Origin of the sequence: Pseudomonas tumuqii (assembly GCF_013184545.1) — a bacterium.
Lineage (GTDB): Bacteria > Pseudomonadota > Gammaproteobacteria > Pseudomonadales > Pseudomonadaceae > Aquipseudomonas > Aquipseudomonas tumuqii.
Genome location: NZ_JAAOJA010000057.1, coordinates 1 through 863 on the forward strand (window position 1 = coordinate 1; position 863 = coordinate 863).

General features: G+C 58.6%; 1 protein-coding gene. It reads right to left on the bottom strand.

What is annotated here, in order from left to right:
• Positions 1–189: 189 nt before the first annotated feature.
• Complete coding sequence (locus G9C89_RS24920; RefSeq protein WP_172153387.1) at positions 190–726, bottom strand: GrpB family protein; 537 nt, start codon at positions 724–726, stop codon at positions 190–192.
• Between the last annotated feature and the right edge of the window lie 137 nt (positions 727–863).

The window sequence follows — 863 nt, forward strand, 5'->3', positions numbered from 1 at the left end:
GGTCTGCTTGCGCTTGCCTGCGTACTCGGCGTCGGCGAAGGTCATCTGCTTCATCGGAAAACTCAGCGGGTGGAATCCGGGTATTTTGCCAAAATCAGGAAGTCTTCTTCAGAGTTTCCCTAACGGTTGACATGAGGGGCGGCCGACAGCTGGCGAAGCCAGATGTTGGACGTCCCCTCGATGGAAGGGCTAGGCCCCGCGCACGATGGCACGGACGAACTCTGCTTTGGCATCGGTGTAGGCCTCCCGATCGTTGGGATGCGTCGCGGCGAGCTGAGTCTTGAGCGCGGCATACTTTGCGGCGAGCTCTGGACTGGACCGTAGCGCATTGCGGAACCTCAGCCGTGCGTGCCAGACGGGACTGCCATGGACGACGAGATGAAGATGATGCGTTCGATGCCCGTTTGCCCAGCGCATGAACCACTTGCGATCTGACAAGGACTCGTTGAACTCTGCAGAAGTGGTGTAGCCGGATTGGCACAACGGCAGCGCAAGTCGTTCAGCAACTGTGATGGACTGAACGCCGGCAAGAATGTCGATGACCGGTTTGGCACTGAGTCCCTGAACCGCGGTGCTTCCAATGTGCTGAACGTCTATGAAGGTATCTGGGAACAGAAACAGGAGGCGATCTCGCTCGACTTCGAACGCCTGAGGCCAAGAGGCGTCATACGAGTGCAGCTCTACGTCTTCGTATATGGCAGCGAGGAGAGACTCTTCTTCGGTCACGGCTGGTTCTCTGCGAGGCCTAATCGGGATAGGGAGACGCCTCACGGCGCCTCTCCTCCCACACCACCGTGCATACGGGTCACGTACACGGCGGTTCGATGAATATATTCCTACCGCACCACAATGGCCGGCAGCCC